Below are 15,892 nucleotides of genomic sequence, written 5' to 3'. Positions count from 1 at the left end.
CGGAAGGGGTGAATGCACGTAACTTTCCCTCCCCGAGCACGTTTTGTCGCGCTACGGGGCGGGAGCGTGACGGAGCGTCAGGCCGCGGCCACCTCGTCGCGGCTCTCTTCGCGCAGCTGCTCGCGCAGCTCCTTGCGGGCGGCGCGGCGCACCGCGGCGAGCACCGGGTCGACGGTCGGCACGGCCGCGAGCAGCTGCCGGGTGTACGGGTCCTTGGGCGAGCCGTACACCTCGTCCACCGCGCCCTCCTCCACGATCCGGCCCCGGCGCATCACCGCGACCCGGTCGCTGACCTGCCGTACGACGGCGAGGTCGTGTGCGATGAAGACGAGCCCGAGCCCGAGTTCGCGCTGCAACTCGGCGAGGAGTTCGGTGACATGGGCCTGGGTGGTCACGTCGAGCGCGGACACCGGCTCGTCGCAGACGATCAGCTGCGGTTCGGCCGCGAGCGCGCGGGCGATGCCGACGCGCTGGCGCTGGCCGCCGCTGAACTCGTGCGGATACCGGTCGTAGCGGTCCGGGTCGAGGCCGACCCGCTCCAGGAGCTCGCCCACGCGCGCGCGGACGCGCTGTTCGTCCCGTACGCCCGAGGCGCGCAGCGGGTCGGCCACCGACTCGCCGATCGAGCGCCTGGGGTTGAGCGAGGCGACCGGGTCCTGGAAGACCATCTGCACGGCCGTGCCGTCGCGGTGGATGCTGCCGGAGGTGGTGTCGAGCAGGCCCACCAGCATCCGGCCCAGCGTCGTCTTGCCGCTGCCGCTCTCCCCGACCACGCCGAGGGTCTCGCCGCGCCGCACGGTGAGCGAGACCCCGTCGACGGCGGTGAAGGCGCCCTTGCCGCGCCCGAAGACCTTGCGCAGGTCGCGGGCTTCGAGCAGCGGTTCACCGGCGTCGGGGGCGGCCGGCTTGGCCGCGTCCAGGCGCGGCACCGCCGACAGGAGCTCCTTGGTGTACGCGGCCTCGGGCGCGCCGAGCACGTTCCGCACCGGTCCGCGCTCCACCGCGCGCCCCTGCCGCATGACCAGGACGTCGTCGACGCTCTCCGCCGCCACGCCCACGTCGTGGGTGACGAGGAGGAGCCCCATCCCGGTCTCCTGGCGCAGTCCGTGCAGCAGGTCGAGGATCTGGGCCTGGACGGTGACGTCGAGGGCGGTGGTCGGCTCGTCCGCGATCAGCAGCTTCGGCTCGCAGGCCAGCGCCATCGCGATGAGCGCGCGCTGGCGCATTCCGCCGGAGAACTCGTGCGGGCGCGAGCGCGCCTTGCGGGCGGCGTCCGGGATGCCCACGCGGTCGAGCACCTCGACGGCACGCGCGCGTGCCGCCCGCTTGGAGCCGCCCCGGTGCACCCGGTAGACCTCGGCGATCTGGTCGCCGATGGCGTAGTACGGGTCGAGGGAGGAGAGCGGGTCCTGGAAGACCATCGCCGCCACTCCGCCGCGCAGCCTGCGCAGTTCGGCGTCGGAGGCGTTGTGGACGTCGGTGCCGGCGACCCTCACGCTCCCCTCGACCAGGGCGCCGGTGCCCCGGTGCAGGCCGAGCAGGGCGTAGGCGGAGGCGCTCTTGCCGGAGCCGGACTCGCCGACGACGCCGAGGGCGGCGCCGGGCGCCAGGGTGAAGGAGAGGCCGTCCACGGCCCGGGTGTCGCCGAAGGTGACGGCGAGGTCGGTGACCTCCACCAGCGCCTCGGTCGTGGCCTCGCTCATGACAGCACCACCCGTCGGTCCGCCATCGCGTAGAGCGCGTCCGCGACGGCATTGGCCAGTACGACGAAGAAGCCGGTCGTCATGACGACGCCGACCACGACGGGCAGGTCGACCTGGCGGACCGAGTCCACCAGGAGCTTGCCGATGCCCTGGATGCCGAAGAGCGACTCGGTGAGCACGGCGCCGCCGAACATGGAGCCCGCGTCCAGCGCGCTGAGCGCGATGACGGGGGCGACCGCGCCGCGCAGGGCGTGCTTGCCGACGATGGCACGCTCGGTGAGCCCGTACGCCCGGAAGGTGCGCACATGGTCCTCGGCGAGGGTCTCCAGCATCGAGCTGCGCACCAGGCGCGCGTACTTGGCGCTCTCGATCAGCGCCAGCGAGATCCACGGCAGCAGGAGCCCCCAGAACCACTGCTCGGGGTTGTCCGAGAACGGGGTGTACTGCGGGAACGGCAGCCAGCCGAGCGTCGAGCAGAAGACGATGATCAGCACCAGGCCGATCACGAAGACCGGGGTGGAGAAGCCGATCAGGGTGAGCCCGGTCAGCGTCCGCTCGACGGCGCCGCCGCGCTTCCACGCGGAGAGCAGCCCGGTGCCGACGCCGAGCAGGATCCACAGCACGAACGCGCCGATCACCAGCGAGCCGGTGACGGGCAGCTTGTTCACGAGGATGTCGGTGACCGGCGAGTCCTGGCGGTAGGACAGACCGAGGCAGGGCGCGTCGCAGTGGACGACGCCGACGCCGGAGGAGAAGTCGCGCCCGGCGAACAGCCCCTGGAGGAAGTGCCAGTACTGGACGTGGATCGGGTCGCCGAGCTGGAGGCGGTCGTGCACCTGGGCCACCTGGGCCGGGGAGCAGCGCTCGCCGCAGACGATCTGGGCGACGTTGCCGGGAGCGGCGTAGAAGACGAGGTAGACGACGACGGAGAGGGCGAGCAGCACGAAGACCGCGCCGCCGAGCCGTCGCAGCAGGAAGCCCGTCACTTCGTGGCCTCCTTCTTACGGGACTTGACGCCGACCTTGAGCCGCGAGGCGGCCCTCGGGTCGAGCGCGGTGCGCACGCCCTCGCCGACGACGGTGAGCGAGAGCACGGTGACGAACAGGAAACCGGCCGGCAGCAGCAGATAGGTGGGCGCCGACTGGTACCAGGTGTTGGCCTCGGTGAGCATCTGCCCCCACGACGGGGTGGGCGGCTTGATGCCGACGCCGAGGAAGGAGAGCGCCGCCTCGATGGAGACGTTGGCGGGCACGAGCAGCACGCCGTACGTGATGACGGGCGCGGCCAGCGCGGGCAGCAGCTCGCGCCGGGCGATCGCGAGCCTGCCCCAGCCGCTGAGCCGGGCCGCCGAGACGTAGTCCAGGGACTTGAGGCTGAGCGCCGAGGAGCGCACGATCTTAGAGGTGCCGGACCAGCCGACCACCGAGATGACAAAGGTGATGAGCACCGGGCGGGGCACCGAGTCGGGCACGACCGCGATCAGGCCGAGGCCGATGACGAGCAGCGGCAGCGCCACCACCACGTCGGTGAAGCGGCTGATGACCTGGTCGGCCCAGCGCCCGCCGAGGGCGGCGAGCAGTCCGAGGCTCACCCCGATGAACACCTGCACCAGGGTGGCGATGAAGGCCACGCCGAGCGAGACCCGGGCGCCGTAGACGAGCCGGGCGAACAGGTCGCGGCCGGTCTGGGGCTCCACGCCGAGCCAGTGGTCGCCGCTGATCCCGCCGAACGAGCCCTTGGGCACGCCGCCCGCCGCCGAGTCGACCAGAGACGGGTGGAAGGTGTTGGGGTCCTGCCCCTCCAGGGCGGTGAGCAGCGGCGCGGTGAGCGCGACGAGCACCAGCAGCGCGAAGACGACGGCGGCGACGGTCACGGCACGCTGGGCGCGCAGCCGCCGCCAGAACTGACGGGCCCCCGAAGCGGGAGCGGCCACCTGGGCCGCTCCCGCCTGGGAGGCCAACAAGGCCTCACTGCTCATGGCTACTTGACCGCGACCTGGGAGATGTCGAGCACACCGGTCCAGTCGCTGATGACGACGTTCTTGACGTCCTTGCCGACCAGGCGCTTGTAGACCGGGTGGAAGAGCGGGACCACGACGGCCTGCTCACCGATCTTCTTGTCCAGGGCGCCCCAGCGCGGCGCGGCCGCGGCGAGGTCGGTCAGCTTGTTGATCTCGTCGATCTCCTTGTTGACCGCCGGGTCGTCCAGGAGGCCGGTGTTGAAGTTGGCGCCGTCCTTGACGATCTGGCGGCCGTCGAAGATCGGGGCGAGGAACGGGCCGCCGGACGGCCAGTCCGCGCCCCAGCCGCGCAGGAAGAAGCCGGGCTCCTTGCTGACGCTCTGGATCGTCTCGTTGTAGTCGTTGGCCTCCAGGCCCTGGAGCTTGACCGTGATCCCGGCCTTCTTCAGGGCGTCCTGGAGGGCGGTGGCGACCTCGGGGCCCTTGGGGCCGCCCTTGGCGTTGGTGTGGGTCAGCGTGACGGTGAGACCGTCCGGGTGACCCGCCTCCTTCAGGAGCTCCTTGGCCTTGGCGGCGTTGCCGGAGGCGCCCGCCGGGAAGTGGTCGAACTCGGTGTAGCCGAACGCCTTCTGGTTGGGCAGGAAGGTGGTGGCGGGCTCGGCGAGCGAGGAGCCGCCGACCGCGTTGACGACCGAGCTGCGGTCCACCGCGTACGCGATGGCCTGGCGCACCTTGGGGTCGTCGAACGGCTTCACCTTCGGGTTGAAGCCGATGTAGTTGGTGTAGCCGAAGTGGCCGGTGCCCACCCGTCCGGCGAGCGCCTTGTCGCCGCCGATCTTGGCGAGCTCGGCCGGGCCGAGGTTGGTGTCGGTGGTGACGGCGGCCGAGTCCGGGCCCTGGGAGGCGGACAGGCGCTGGTTGATGACGGAGGCGTCGAGGCCGGAGCGGACGTCGATGGTGTCCGGGTAGGCCTTGCGCTCGGCGTCGGTGGCCTCGGACCAGTTGGTGTTGCGCTCCAGGACCAGGTGCTCGCCGTCGTTCTCGTTCTTGACGACCTTGTACGGGCCGGAGGAGACCGGGTGCGACTCGTACTTGGTGCCGGTGTCCTTGGCCTTGGGGACCGGCGCGAACTGCGTCTGCGTCGCCAGGTACGGGAACTCGCCCTCGGGCTTGTTCAGATGGAAGACGATGGTCTTGGCGTCGGGCGTCTCGATGGAGGCGAGGCCCTTGCCGCCGTCCTTGTAGGGGCCCTCGTACTTGTCGCCGCCCACCAGCCAGTCGCGCAGGTAGGGCGCGCCGCCGGAGAGCTCGGCCGCGAAGGACCGCTCGATGCCGTACTTGATGTCGGCCGTCGTGATCGGCGTGCCGTCCTCGTACTTGAGGCCGTCCTTGAGGGTGTACGTCCACACCGTGGCGTCGGCGTTGGGCTTGCCGGTGTCGGTGGCGAGGTCCGGGACGACCTTGGTGCCCTCGGCGCCGGCCTCACGGTTGCGTGTGGTGAGCGTGCGGAACACCAGGGACGGAACGTTTCCGCCGCCGGAGGTGTAGAGCCGCGCCGGGTCGAAGTCGGTCTGCGGCTCGTTGTTGAGGACGGAGAGCGTGCCGCCCTTGGCGGGCTTGCCGTCCGAGCTGCCGCCGGCGTTCCCCGAGCCACTGTCGTCGGGGCCGCAGGCGACGGCGCCCACGGCGAGAACCACGGCTATCGCTGCCGCTCTTGCGACGTTTCCGGACATCTGGCGCATCGGAATGAAGACCTCTCGGGGTGACTGCCGGACAGGGGCAAAACGGACGCGGGCGTCTGTCTCGGCCCATGACGGCGTCATGGTCTTCGAACAAGAGAGAGTGCTGCGCCCGCGCGAATGAGCAGAGACGGAAATACCCGGGCGCAAAGAGAAGGAAACTGCGCGCGAGTGGGCGTCAGCAACAGTGAATGTCGGCTACGCAGAGCCCGGTCACGCCGATCAGCGCCAGCTCGATGGCGGCGCGTGCGGGGGTGACGGGGCGGTGCGGCATGCCGAGAACTATGCAAAGCCCCGCTGTCCACTGTCAACCGAGATTGAGACGGTTGTCCCACACTGTGGACAGCGGGGCCGGACTGGTCTCAACCAGTCGGGTAGGGCCAGGCGTTGGGACGGCACTTGATCCCGTCTATGTCCAAGGACTTGGTCTGCTGCTGCATCACCGGGGCGAGCGCCCCGGGAGTGCGACAGCTCACATGTCCGTGGCCGAGCCGGTGTCCCACTTCGTGGTTGATGAGCATCTGCCGGTAGGCGTACATCGCCTGGGCGCCGAACGTCTCCGAGCCCTGTGCCCAGCGGAACGCGTTGATCATCACGCGCTCGGTGGCGGCCGAGTCGCAGGAGACGTTCTGCTCGGTGACGTCCAGCTCGGACTTGGCGCACCAGGTGCCGGTGGTGCCGGGGCTGGCCAGCGTCACCACGAAGTCGGGCTTGCCGGAGGAGATGCGCTCGAAGGTCTTCGCCCCGTCGTGCGCCCAGCTGCGGTCGTCGTTGAGGGTCTTCTGCACGGCCTCGGCGAAGAGGGCGCCGTCCAGGTCGAGGCCCTTCTCGATGTCCACCCGGTAGCGGTACTTGCGCCCCTTGCCCGGCGCCGCCGCCGAGCCCGGCACCGGCTCGAACTCGCCGGAACCTTTCAGCTTGGGGTCGATCGGGTACTGGAGGGCCATCTTCTGCTCGTACGTGGCGGGCTTGGCCGGGGCCGCTTGCTGGGGGGTCGAGCGGTCCTTGGAGCGGGAGGCGGGGCCGTCGCCGCCGCGGGCGTTGTCGTCGGCCGACTGGGCGCCGGTCTTGTGGCCGCCGTCGGAGGTGACCTGCCCGGCCACCACGACCGCGAGCACGGTGGTGACGGCGGCCGCCGCGATCCCGGTGAGGGTGCGGCCCTTGGCGGACTTCCCCTTCCTGGGGGCCTTCCGCTCGGGTTCGCTCTCGGTCCGCTCGGGCGCGGGGACCGGGCGGGGCACGGCCGGCGCGGGGGCCGGGCGCGAGGCGGTGGGCGCGGGAACGACCCTGCGCCGCTCACCCGTGTCGGCCACGACCATCCGGCGGTGGGATCCGGTGTCGTCGGGGTCAGGACGGCGGTGGGATCCGGTGTCGTCGGGGTCAGGACGGCGGTGGGAGCCGGTGTCCGTCGGGTCCGGGCGGCGGTGGGAGCCGGTGTCGGCCGGGTCCGGGCGGCGGTGGGAGCCGGTGTCGGCCGGGTCCGGGCGGCGGTGGGAGCCGGTGTCGGCCGGGGAGGCCTTGCGGTAGGTACCGGTGTCGGTGGGCGTGACCCGGGGGTACGGGGCGGTGTCCGCGGGGGCGGTCGCGCCGTGGGAGGCGGTGTCCGTCCGGTCGGCGCCGTCGAAGGCGTCCACGTACTCGCGACGGGGTCCCGGTATTCGGACACCCGGGCCGCCCTGCGCCTGGAAGGGGCGCGGCCCGGCGGGCTCGCCCCAGCCGCCCCCGCCCTCGTGGTGCTCGGGGTGGCCGCCGCGCACGGGCGCCCCGTGCGCCGGGGTGGCGCCGCCCTGGTGCTGGGGGGCGGTGCGGATCCGCGGCACCTGGCCGCTCGGCGGGCCGTCGGCGCGGCGGCGTCCGCTCGGCGCCGGCCCGCCCTGCGGCGCCGGTGCGGGCCCGGTCGCCTCGCGGGCGGCCTCGGGTGAGCCCTTGGGTCGGCTGTGTCGTCCCACGCCCCGGATCAGCTCCTGTTTCCGCAGTCGTCGACCAGGTCCCGGAAGGCCTGCGCGACCACCTCCGGATACTCCATCATCGCCACGTGCCCGGCGTCGGGCAGCGTCAGCAGTCTCGACCCGCGGAACGCCGCCGCCGCTCTGCGCGCCATCCGGAAGCCCACGAGCTGGTCCCGTCCGCCGTAGACCAGCAGCGTCGGCGCGAGCACCCGCTCCGCCTGCCGCCACAGCCCGTGCTGCCCGCCCAGCGTGTACGAGTCCACGACACCCCGCGCCGAGCGGGCCATCGCGTCCCAGAAGTACGGCAGCTGGAGGCGGCGCTCCATCTCCTCGACCGCGGCCCGGAACGCCTCGGGGCTCACCCGGCCGGGATCGCCGTAACAGAGGGCCATCACCCCGCGGGTGCGGTCCTCGGCCGTCCAGTCCTTGGTCATCCGCGTGAAGAGCGAGGCCACTCCGGGCACCGCGAGCAGCGCGGTCGGCCAGGCGGTGCGCTGGGCGCGCAGCTCGGGGAGCGCGGGCGAGATCAGGGTGAGGGTGCGGACCAGGTCCGGGCGGACCGCCGCGACCCGGGTGGCGACGGCGCCGCCGAGCGAGTTGCCGAAGAGGTGGACGGGCCCGCGCCGCTCGGCGTCGAGCAGCCGGATCACCGCGCGCGCGTGGCCGGTGACCGAGTAGTCGCCGTCGTCCGGCGGCGCGGAGTCGCCGAACCCGGGCAGGTCCACCGCCTCGCAGTCCACCGTGTCCGCGAGCAGCGGCATCAGCGCGGACCAGTTCTGCGAGGAGCCGCCGAGCCCGTGCACGAACAGCGCGGGCTCGAGGCCGGGTGCCGTACTCGGACGGGTGCGGATGTTCAGCGTCAGCCCGGGCAGACTCACCGGGCGCAGCTCTTCACCGACTGCCACCCGGACCGCGCCCACCCGGGGTACCGGGGCGACAGCGGCGGCAAGGGCTTCCGGCAGGTCGGTCGAAGACATGCGGCAATGTTACGAGACGATCACACCGTGGTTCATGTGTTCGCCGTCACAGATCGCATAGCGGTGCGCAGAGCTAGCCCATAGGCTCGTAACCAAGCCCTCAAAAAGGGAGCAATCATGCCCGTCGACCCCAGTGATCCCGAAGTGTTCCAGGAAGAGAACGGTGCGGTGGAACTCGACGAGGAGACACCCGAAGCGGACGCGGCCGAGCAGCACACCGACGTACGGCAGGACCGCGACGAACCGCTCACCCATGTCGACCCGGCCGCGGCGAACGTGGCAGATGTGGCCGAACAGGCCCGGGTCGTCTCCCTCGACGAGGACGACTACCGCTGATTTGTTCGGATAACCGGGTCTATCTCCGGCTACCCAGCGCGTCCGGTCCGTGAAATTCTGCGTGCGCACCGCGCACAGCCGGGTTACCCAAAAGTACGATGGCGGCGCGCGTCCATCGCGCACGAGATCAATTTTTGGGAGGCGGCGTGACAGCCATCGAGCAGACCGAGGCGGCGCGCCCGCGAGGCACGCGCCTGCCCCGCCGGGCCCGCCGCAATCAGCTTCTGGGCGCGGCCCAGGAAGTCTTCGTCGCACAGGGGTACCACTCGGCCGCGATGGACGACATCGCGGAGCGGGCCGGGGTCTCCAAGCCGGTCCTCTACCAGCACTTCCCCGGAAAGCTGGACCTCTATCTGGCCCTGCTGGACCAGCACTGCGAGGCGCTGCTCCAGGCCGTGCGCACGGCGCTCGCCTCCACCAGCGACAACAAGCTGCGCGTCGCGGCCACCATGGACGCCTACTTCGCGTACGTGGAGGACGAGGGCGGCGCCTTCCGCCTCGTCTTCGAGTCGGACCTGACCAACGAGCCCGCCGTGCGCGAGCGGGTCGAGCGGGTCAGCCTCCAGTGCGCCGAGGCCATCTCGGCCGTGATCGCCGAGGACACCGGCCTGTCCAAGGACGAGTCGATGCTGCTGGCCGTCGGCCTCGGCGGGGTCTCCCAGGTGGTCGCCCGCTACTGGCTCTCCAGCGAGTCGGCGATCCCCCGCGAGAAGGCGGTGCAGCTGCTCACCTCGCTGGCCTGGCGCGGTATCGCGGGCTTCCCGCTGCACGGCTCCGAGGGCCACTGAACAGCGCTTGCCGGGTGCGGGTGTTCGCTCCTAGCGTGCGGCGCCCGCCCGTCCGGGTCCCCTCTCCGGGCTAATGTGTGCGGGGTACGGCGCGGCTGACCGCGCACCGCAGACCGTCGGAGGGACATAGCCGTGGAGGTCAAGATCGGCGTGCAGCACGCGCCCCGGGAGATCGTTCTGGAGAGCGGGCAGTCCGCCGAAGAGGTCGAGAGCGCGGTAGCCGACGCCCTCGCCGGCAAGGCGCAGCTGCTCAGCCTCCAGGACGACAAGGGCCGCAAGGTCCTCGTGCCGGCCGACCGGATCGCGTACGTGGAGATCGGCGAGCCGACGGTTCGCCGGGTGGGCTTCGGCCAGCTGTAGCCCACAGCGGAACGAGGGAGCGGCCCGGCGGTCATCGACCGCCGGGCCGCTCCTTTTCGCGCTTCTTCAGCGCTCCGGGGCAGCGCTCTGGGGGCGCTGTGCGCCGGGCGGGCGCTTCCTGTGCCCCCGCTGTGCTCCACACGGTGAGGGGAGGATTGCGCTCCGCGAGCGTCGGGTAGGACGGCTGTGACCTGATACGCCTGGCCACACCGCGGGAGGGACGTTCATGCTCCTGGAAGCGTTCGGCTCCGTAGCTCTCGGAATCGCCCTCGCCTGGACTGCCGCGTCCCGTCTGCCACACCGACTTCCCGAGCGGCGAACCGTTTTCGCGGTGGGCGCGCTCGGCGCCCTGTTCGGCGCCTTCCTGACGCACTCGGCGGTCGGCCCCGGCCACACGGTGACCACAGTCGTCGGCGCCACCTTCATCGCGGTGGTGGCGCTGTCGCTGCTGCTGCGCCCGAGGGGCCGCCTGCGCCGCTCAGCGGCGTAGGCGGCGCACCGAGGCGTGGGTCAGGCGGCCAGGCCGAGCGCGGCCATGCGCTTGGTGTGGGCCTTGGTGATCCGGGCGAACATCTCGCCCACCGCGGCCAGGTCGAAGCCGTCCGCCATCCCGCCGACGAGCATCGTCGACAGCGCGTCACGCTCCGCGACCACCCGCTGGGCCTGCGACAGCGCCTCGCCCATCAGCCGCCGCGCCCACAGCGCGAGCCGGCCGCCCAGCCGCGGGTCGGCCTCGATCGCGGCGCGCACCTTCTCCACCGCGAAGTTGCCGTGGCCGGTGTCGTCGAGCACCGCGAGCACCAGGTCGCGGGTGTCCGCGTCGAGCCGGGCCGCCACCTCGCGGTAGAAGTCACTGGCGATCGAGTCGCCCACGTACGCCTTGACCAGGCCCTCCAGCCAGTCCGACGGGGCGGTCTGGTGGTGGAAGTCGTCCAGCGCCTTGGCGAACGGCTCCATGGCGGCGGTCGGCTCCGCGTCGATCTCGGCGAGCCGGTCGCGCAGCCGCTCGAAGTGGTGGAACTCGGCCGAGGCCATCTTCGCCAGCTCCGCCTTGTCGGCGAGCGAGGGCGCCAGCTTGGCGTCGTCGGCGAGCCGCTCGAAGGCCGCCAGCTCGCCGTACGCGAGGGCGCCGAGCAGATCCACCACGGCCGCCCGGTACTGCGGCTCGGCGGAGGCCGTCGCCCAGTCCTGGGCGGCGATCCCGGTGGGTTCCGCGGCGGTTTCGGCGGCGGGCGCGTCGGCTTCGGTTCCGGCGGTGTTGGCGTTGTCAGGCGTCTCCATGCAGCGCACAATAGCCCGCTCCCGGCAGGGAGGAAGGGCCTGGTCAGCCAGAGCGCCCGGCCGGTTCCCGGGAATTCGCCCAACACACATGCGCGAATCCGGGGTACAGTGGTAATGAGCCTGCCGAGGATCATGTATTCGGTGGGCGGCTTGATGAATGAGGATGCCCGGTCGGTCGCCCGGTCGGCTCCGACCCGACAGCCCTCCAGTGCGGCACGCGACAGTGCGTAACCGCAGATGAGGGACCCTCAGCGGCACGACGCTTGAGCGACGGCAGTGGTCCCGCGCCACCCGGCCCGGTCGATTCCCGACTCCGGCCGGATGTACCCGGCACGGTAAGACCCGCCGCGTTCGCCTCCGTACCGCGTCTCACAGAAGAGGCAGCACCCTGACTACGTTCCGAGACCTCGGGATCCTCCCCGAGACCGCCGAGGCCCTTGAGGCCGTCGGCATCGTGTCCCCCTTCCCCATCCAGGAGATGACGCTCCCCGTCGCGCTCTCCGGCTCCGACGTCATCGGCCAGGCCAAGACCGGCACCGGCAAGACGCTCGGCTTCGGACTGCCGCTCCTGGAGCGCGTCACCGTCCCCGCGGACGTCGAGGCGGGCCGGGCCAGGCCCGAGCAGCTCACCGACGCCCCGCAGGCGCTCGTCGTGGTCCCCACCCGCGAGCTCTGCACCCAGGTCACCAACGACCTGCTCACCGCCGGCAAGGTCCGCAACGTCCGCGTGCTCGCCATCTACGGCGGCCGGGCGTACGAGCCGCAGGTCGAGGCCCTCAAGAAGGGCGTCGACGTGATCGTCGGCACCCCCGGCCGGCTGCTCGACCTGGCGGGCCAGCGCAAGCTGGACCTCTCGCACGTGCGCGCGCTCGTCCTGGACGAGGCCGACGAGATGCTCGACCTGGGCTTCCTGCCCGACGTCGAGAAGATCATCAACATGCTTCCGGCGAAGCGCCAGACCATGCTGTTCTCGGCGACCATGCCGGGCGCCGTCATCGGCCTGGCCCGTCGCTACATGTCGCAGCCCACGCACATCCGCGCCACCGCGCCGGACGACGAGGGCGCGACCGTCGCCAACATCTCGCAGCACGTCTTCCGCGCCCACTCGATGGACAAGCCGGAGATGGTCGCGCGCATCCTCCAGGCCGAGGGCCGCGGACTCGCGATGATCTTCTGCCGTACGAAGCGGACGGCCGCCGACATCGCCGAGCAGCTCGCCAAGCGCGGCTTCGCCTCCGGCGCGGTCCACGGCGACCTCGGCCAGGGCGCCCGCGAGCAGGCGCTGCGCGCGTTCCGCAACGGCAAGGTCGACGTGCTGGTCTGCACCGACGTCGCCGCCCGCGGCATCGACGTCGAGGGCGTGACGCACGTCATCAACTACCAGTCGCCGGAGGACGAGAAGACCTTCCTGCACCGCGTGGGCCGCACCGGCCGCGCGGGCAACAAGGGCACCGCCGTCACCCTGGTCGACTGGGACGACATCCCGCGCTGGCAGCTGATCAACAAGGCGCTGGACCTGAAGTTCCACGACCCGGTCGAGACGTACTCGACGTCGCCGCACCTCTTCGAGGAGCTCAACATCCCGGCGGGCACCAAGGGCATCCTGCCCCGCGCCGAGCGGACCCGTGCGGGTCTTGCGGCCGAGGAGCTGGAGGACCTGGGCGAGACCGGCGGCCGCGGCCGCAAGTCCGCCGCCGCCGCGCCGGTCGCGACCGAGGAGCGCGCGCCGCGTACGCGTACGCCGCGTCAGCGCCGTCGTACGCGCGGTGGCTCCGAGGTCGCGGAGGCCGAGGAGTCCAGCCAGGCGCCCGTGGCCCCGGAGCGGTCCGCTCCGGCCGTCGAGGACGCCGAGCCGCGTACGCCGCGCCGCCGTCGCCGCACCCGGGTGGGCGTGGCCCCGGTGGAGGCGGCCCCGGCCGCCGAGACCGTGGCCGCTGTGGCCGTCGCCGAGCCGGTGGCCGCGCCCGTCGTGACCGCGCCCGCCGTGGAGACCGTGGTGGAGGCCGAGCCCAAGCCGCGCCGCACCCGGGCCCGCAAGGCCGTCGCGGCCGTCGTCGAGGCGCCCGTCGTCCCGGCGCCCGCCGCCGAGGTGGCCGCTGTCGCCGTCGCCGAGCCGGTGGCCGCCCCGCGCCGCCGCACCCGCAAGGTGGCGGAGCCGGTCGTGGAGGCCGTCGCCGAGGCGCCGGTCAAGCCGCGCCGCCGGGTGCGCAAGGTGGTGGCGCCCGTCGCCGAGGTCGGCTTCATGACCCCGGAGTCGGCCGCGCTGGAGATCGCCGCGGCGAAGGCCGCCGAGGCGGCCGCCAAGCCCGCCCGTTCGCGCAAGAAGGCCGTCGCGGCCGAGCCGGAGGCGTCCGTCGCCGCCGTCGCCGAGACCAAGCCGCGTCGTACGCGCGCGAAGAAGACCGCGGAGGCCGCCCCCGAGGCGGCGGCGGAGGCCAAGCCCCGCCGCACCCGCACCCGCAAGGTCGCGGCGCCCGAGGCGTAAGCACCGCATCTCTCGGCCCGGCATCCCCTCGGGGGTGCCGGGCCGAGGTGCGTCCCGGGGCGGCACTCCGGCATCCGGACACCCCGGTTACGCTCGGCATATGAGCAAGCCCCGGTCCCTGGCCCTGCCCTCCGGCACACGCGCGTACCTGCTGGAGACGCCCCGCGGCCGCTTCGCCGTGCTCGACTGCGAGCCGGCCGGGCCCGCGCTCGGGACCGCCCTGCTGCTGCCCGGCTTCACCGGCAGCAAGGAGGACTTCCTCGCGCTCCTTGAGCCGCTCGCGCGGGCCGGGTACCGGGCGGTCGCCGTCGACGGGCGGGGCCAGCACGAGAGCCCCGGGCCGCGCGGCGCGTCCGGCTACACCCCGCGCGCCCTCGCCGAGGACGTGATCGCCCAGGCGGCGGCGCTCGGCGGCGGGCCGGTGCACCTGGTCGGCCACTCCTTCGGCGGTCTGGTGGCCCGCGCGGCCGTCCGCCTCGCCCCGCGCTCCTTCGCCTCCCTGACGCTGCTGTCGTCCGGGCCGGGGCACGTCGGCCCCGAGCAGCGCGCCAAGATCCGGCTGCTGCGGGCCGCGCTGCCGGTGCTGCCGTCGGCCGTCGTATGGGCGGTGACGCGGTGGCTGGACAGCCGGGACCCCGCGTACGAACCGGAGACCCCGGATGTCGCGGAGTTCCTGCGGCAGCGGTGGTTCAACACCCGGCCGGGCCAACTCATCGCCGCGGGGCGGCAGTTGCGGACCGAGCCGGACCGTACGGAGCAGATCGCGGCGCTGCCGGTGCCGCTGCATGTCGCGTACGGGGACGGGGAGACGGTGTGGACGCTGGATGAGCTGGCGGCGCTGGCCCGGGCGACGGATGCGCGCCATACGGTGGTGGCGGGCGCGGCCCACTCCCCGAACGTAACGCACCCCGAGGCACTGGCGTCCTCCTTGACGGACTTCTGGACGACGCCCTGACGCGGCGGGCCCGGCCTTTGTCTGCGGGCGAGCGGACGGTTGCTCGCGCAGTTCCCCGCGCCCCTAAACCCGCTTTCGTCCGCAGGCCGTGGACGGCTTCTCGCGCAGTTCCCCGCGCCCCTAGGTAATGCGCCGTCGCCGGGAAGTCCAGCTCAGCCAACGGCTTTGGAGCGCGCGGGGTCCGCCGAAGAGCCCACCTCAGCCACAGGCTTTTAGGGGCGCGGGGAACTGCGCGAGCAACCCACCACACACCCGCAGACAAAGACCGGGCACAAAAGGGGCGCGGGGAACTGCGCGACCAGCCACCCACACACCCGCAGACAAAGGCCGGGCACGCCGGGGCGCAGCCACTAGTACTGGGACTGAAGGTGCTGCCAAAATCCATCCCGCAGCGCCCGCCGCAAATCCGCATGCCCCCGCAACGACCGCTGCAACAGCCGCTCCGCCTCCACCAGGAGGTCCTGGTCCACCGGGCCGGGCAGATACGGGTGGCCCGGCAGCAGCTCGGCCAGCGCGGCCCGGCCCCGCGAGGACAGCCACGTCGCCGCGATCTGCGCCCCCACGAACCGCACATCGTCCCGCGTCGGCGCCGGCCCGCTGTCCTCGTACATCGTCACCGGCCGCCGAGTGACGTACGGCTTGCAGAAGTCCAGGTCGAACGTGCGCTGGCTGTCGACCTCCCACAGCAGCGGCTCCGCCTGGTTGCGGCCCTCGGCCGCCTCGATGCCCCACAGATGGACCCGCGCGCCGTACCCCTGCGCCGCCTCGACCGCCGAGACCAGGTCCTCGTCGCCGCCGATGAGCGCCGCGTCGCTGATGGCGCGGTGCCGGGCGAGGGACTCCAGGTCGGAGCGGATCAGTGAGTCGACACCCTTCTGCTGGTTGTTGGCGTTGAGGTTGCCGAGCCGCACCTTCACGTCCGGCAGCTCGGCGATGGACTGCTGCTCGGCGGTGTGGATCCGGCGCCGGGCGCCGTCGTACCAGTACACCCGCAGCAGCCGACTGTCCGCGAAGATCGTGCGCGCCTTGTCGATGAAGGCCTCGATCAGCCCCTCCGCGTCGAGGTCGAAGGACCGCCGGTCCTCCGTCCCGGCGACCAGGAGGCCCGCCGCCGCGTACACATAGCCCGCGTCCACGAAGATCGCGTGGGTGGAGGGCGTCTTCGCCACCTCGGCCAGCATCCGCCGCAGCAGCTGGTTGGTGCGCTCCAGCTGCGCGCCGACGGAGGTGGCGGAGGTGTCGGTGATGCCTGGGATGTCGCCTGCTTCGCTCATTGCCCTCATTCTCAACGGCGTGAGCGACCCCACACAACCGGTGCCTTACCCGCCAGTATTTAGTTCGTGAAAAAATTTCCTTAGC

The 15,892-nt window shown here is 72.3% G+C and carries 15 protein-coding genes; 6 read left to right on the top strand and 9 right to left on the bottom strand.

The features are described 5' to 3' along the window. Positions 1 to 77 precede the first annotated feature (77 nt). The 7 genes from ABD236_RS20265 to ABD236_RS20235 all read right to left on the bottom strand — a co-directional run bounded on the left by ABD236_RS20265 (position 78) and on the right by ABD236_RS20235 (position 8,328). The gene (locus tag ABD236_RS20265; protein ID WP_344075201.1) at positions 78 to 1,703 is read right to left on the bottom strand and encodes a dipeptide ABC transporter ATP-binding protein; all 1,626 of its coding nucleotides are present in this window, start codon (positions 1,701 to 1,703) and stop codon (positions 78 to 80) included. After that, entirely contained in the window at positions 1,700 to 2,689 is a 990-nt protein-coding gene (locus ABD236_RS20260) for an ABC transporter permease (RefSeq protein ID WP_344075200.1), read from the bottom strand. The genes ABD236_RS20265 and ABD236_RS20260 overlap by 4 nt, the downstream gene beginning before the upstream one ends. After that, positions 2,686 to 3,681 (bottom strand): ABC transporter permease, encoded by a 996-nt coding sequence (locus tag ABD236_RS20255; protein ID WP_344075199.1) that lies wholly within the window; start codon positions 3,679 to 3,681, stop codon positions 2,686 to 2,688. The genes ABD236_RS20260 and ABD236_RS20255 overlap by 4 nt, the downstream gene beginning before the upstream one ends. Positions 3,682 to 3,683: 2 nt before the next feature. Then, positions 3,684 to 5,405, bottom strand: a complete 1,722-nt coding sequence (locus tag ABD236_RS20250; RefSeq protein WP_344075198.1) for an ABC transporter substrate-binding protein — start codon at positions 5,403 to 5,405, stop codon at positions 3,684 to 3,686. A 175-nt stretch (positions 5,406 to 5,580) separates the two neighbouring features. After that, positions 5,581 to 5,676 carry an Ms4533A family Cys-rich leader peptide gene (locus ABD236_RS20245; protein ID WP_317453741.1) on the bottom strand — a complete coding sequence of 32 codons (96 nt, stop codon included), beginning with the start codon at positions 5,674 to 5,676 and terminating at the stop codon, positions 5,581 to 5,583. An 88-nt stretch (positions 5,677 to 5,764) separates the two neighbouring features. Next, on the bottom strand, positions 5,765 to 7,351 hold the full coding sequence (locus ABD236_RS20240) for a DUF3152 domain-containing protein (RefSeq protein ID WP_344075196.1): 1,587 nt from the start codon (positions 7,349 to 7,351) through the stop codon (positions 5,765 to 5,767). A gap of 8 nt (positions 7,352 to 7,359) precedes the next feature. Further along, positions 7,360 to 8,328: an alpha/beta fold hydrolase gene (locus ABD236_RS20235; RefSeq protein ID WP_344075195.1), complete on the bottom strand. Its 969-nt coding sequence runs from the start codon at positions 8,326 to 8,328 to the stop codon at positions 7,360 to 7,362. A 117-nt stretch (positions 8,329 to 8,445) separates the two neighbouring features. On the opposite strand from ABD236_RS20235, the gene ABD236_RS20230 reads away from it, so the two are divergent. From ABD236_RS20230 to ABD236_RS35035, 4 genes are all read left to right on the top strand, one after another. Further along, positions 8,446 to 8,664, top strand: coding sequence for a hypothetical protein (locus tag ABD236_RS20230; RefSeq protein ID WP_344075194.1), 219 nt, complete (start codon positions 8,446 to 8,448; stop codon positions 8,662 to 8,664). Positions 8,665 to 8,810: 146 nt separating this feature from the next. Next, positions 8,811 to 9,452, top strand: coding sequence for a TetR/AcrR family transcriptional regulator (locus ABD236_RS20225; protein WP_344075193.1), 642 nt, complete (start codon positions 8,811 to 8,813; stop codon positions 9,450 to 9,452). Between the two features lie 132 nt (positions 9,453 to 9,584). Next, complete coding sequence (locus ABD236_RS20220; RefSeq protein WP_067163735.1) at positions 9,585 to 9,812, top strand: DUF3107 domain-containing protein; 228 nt, start codon at positions 9,585 to 9,587, stop codon at positions 9,810 to 9,812. A gap of 331 nt (positions 9,813 to 10,143) precedes the next feature. Next, entirely contained in the window at positions 10,144 to 10,302 is a 159-nt protein-coding gene (locus ABD236_RS35035; protein WP_425543910.1) for a hypothetical protein, read from the top strand. A gap of 20 nt (positions 10,303 to 10,322) precedes the next feature. Here the strand turns inward: ABD236_RS35035 and ABD236_RS20210 are convergent, their stop codons facing one another. After that, positions 10,323 to 11,093, bottom strand: a complete 771-nt coding sequence (locus ABD236_RS20210; RefSeq protein ID WP_344075190.1) for a ferritin-like fold-containing protein — start codon at positions 11,091 to 11,093, stop codon at positions 10,323 to 10,325. A 478-nt stretch (positions 11,094 to 11,571) separates the two neighbouring features. Between ABD236_RS20210 and ABD236_RS20205 the strand changes: the two genes are divergently transcribed. Both ABD236_RS20205 and ABD236_RS20200 read left to right on the top strand, forming a co-directional pair. Next, positions 11,572 to 13,578 carry a DEAD/DEAH box helicase gene (locus tag ABD236_RS20205; protein WP_344075189.1) on the top strand — a complete coding sequence of 669 codons (2,007 nt, stop codon included), beginning with the start codon at positions 11,572 to 11,574 and terminating at the stop codon, positions 13,576 to 13,578. 100 nt (positions 13,579 to 13,678) lie between these two features. Beyond that, positions 13,679 to 14,533 (top strand): alpha/beta fold hydrolase, encoded by an 855-nt coding sequence (locus ABD236_RS20200; RefSeq protein WP_344075188.1) that lies wholly within the window; start codon positions 13,679 to 13,681, stop codon positions 14,531 to 14,533. 350 nt (positions 14,534 to 14,883) lie between these two features. Here the strand turns inward: ABD236_RS20200 and ABD236_RS20195 are convergent, their stop codons facing one another. Then, a complete protein-coding gene (locus tag ABD236_RS20195; protein WP_344075187.1) occupies positions 14,884 to 15,807 on the bottom strand; it encodes an NYN domain-containing protein in 924 nt (307 codons plus the stop codon). Positions 15,808 to 15,892 lie beyond the last annotated feature (85 nt).

The organism is Streptomyces crystallinus (assembly GCF_039521265.1).
In the GTDB taxonomy this organism is placed as follows: domain Bacteria; phylum Actinomycetota; class Actinomycetes; order Streptomycetales; family Streptomycetaceae; genus Streptomyces; species Streptomyces crystallinus.
Note: the sequence above shows the minus strand (reverse complement) of the source record. Positions and strands in the feature narration are given on the sequence as shown.

Coding starts and splice junctions, on each gene's coding strand:
- ABD236_RS20265 (WP_344075201.1), bottom strand. CDS start 1,703: ATGAGCGAGGCCACGACCGAGGCGCTGGTGGAGGTCACCGACCTCGCC.
- ABD236_RS20255 (WP_344075199.1), bottom strand. CDS start 3,681: ATGAGCAGTGAGGCCTTGTTGGCCTCCCAGGCGGGAGCGGCCCAGGTG.
- ABD236_RS20250 (WP_344075198.1), bottom strand. CDS start 5,405: ATGCGCCAGATGTCCGGAAACGTCGCAAGAGCGGCAGCGATAGCCGTG.
- ABD236_RS20245 (WP_317453741.1), bottom strand. CDS start 5,676: ATGCCGCACCGCCCCGTCACCCCCGCACGCGCCGCCATCGAGCTGGCG.
- ABD236_RS20235 (WP_344075195.1), bottom strand. CDS start 8,328: ATGTCTTCGACCGACCTGCCGGAAGCCCTTGCCGCCGCTGTCGCCCCG.
- ABD236_RS20230 (WP_344075194.1), top strand. CDS start 8,446: ATGCCCGTCGACCCCAGTGATCCCGAAGTGTTCCAGGAAGAGAACGGT.
- ABD236_RS20210 (WP_344075190.1), bottom strand. CDS start 11,093: ATGGAGACGCCTGACAACGCCAACACCGCCGGAACCGAAGCCGACGCG.
- ABD236_RS20205 (WP_344075189.1), top strand. CDS start 11,572: ATGACGCTCCCCGTCGCGCTCTCCGGCTCCGACGTCATCGGCCAGGCC.
- ABD236_RS20200 (WP_344075188.1), top strand. CDS start 13,679: ATGAGCAAGCCCCGGTCCCTGGCCCTGCCCTCCGGCACACGCGCGTAC.
- ABD236_RS20195 (WP_344075187.1), bottom strand. CDS start 15,807: ATGAGCGAAGCAGGCGACATCCCAGGCATCACCGACACCTCCGCCACC.